This is a genomic window from Actinoplanes campanulatus (assembly GCF_014647795.1).
GTDB lineage: Bacteria > Actinomycetota > Actinomycetes > Mycobacteriales > Micromonosporaceae > Actinoplanes > Actinoplanes campanulatus.
This window is the reverse complement of record NZ_BMPW01000094.1, coordinates 1-589: the sequence shown is the minus strand read 5'-3', so window position 1 is coordinate 589 and position 589 is coordinate 1. Positions and strand designations below refer to the sequence as shown.

Genomic DNA, 589 nt, shown 5'->3' with positions numbered 1-589 from the left:
GGGGCCGTTTGGATCGCTGCCGCTACGTCAGAGTCCGAAGGCTCCGCCGCTGACGAGGATCACGATGCCGAGGCCGATGAGAACGATGGGGAAGAGGATGTGCTCCCAGCGTTCGAGCACTTCGGCGATCGGGGGGCGGGTGGCGACGAACTTTGCCAGGGCCACCAGGACCGCGACGAGCGCGAGGAAGATGATGCAGTAGGCGACTACTGCGAGAGGTTCCACGCTGAGGAAGACAGGGGTGTAGACGCCGATGTTGTCGCCGCCGTTGGCAAGGGTGACGCCTGCGACTGTCCACACGCCGACCTTCTTGCCGGCAACCTTGACCTCGTCGTCATCGTCGTCATCGTCTCCGCGCCAGGCCTGCCATGCGGCCCAGAGGCCGAGGCCCAGAGGGATGAGACCGAAGTACGGGATGGCTGCCGAGGGCAGGAATGCTCCGGCACCGATAGTCACCAGGACCGCGGCACCGAGGATGCCGGCGAATCCGAGGTACTGGCCGGCCAGAATGCGGGCGGTAGTGCCGCGCTGGCCTGCCCCTCGCGCGAAGAAGAGGGAGAGCACGACGATGTCGTCGATGTTGGTCGCT

The 589-nt window shown here is 65.9% G+C and carries 1 protein-coding gene; it reads right to left on the bottom strand.

What is annotated here, in order from left to right:
• Positions 1-27 precede the first annotated feature (27 nt).
• Positions 28-589, bottom strand: a 562-nt coding sequence (locus IEZ13_RS46200) for a cadmium resistance transporter (protein WP_189285825.1), incomplete at its 5' end; no start/stop codon positions are given.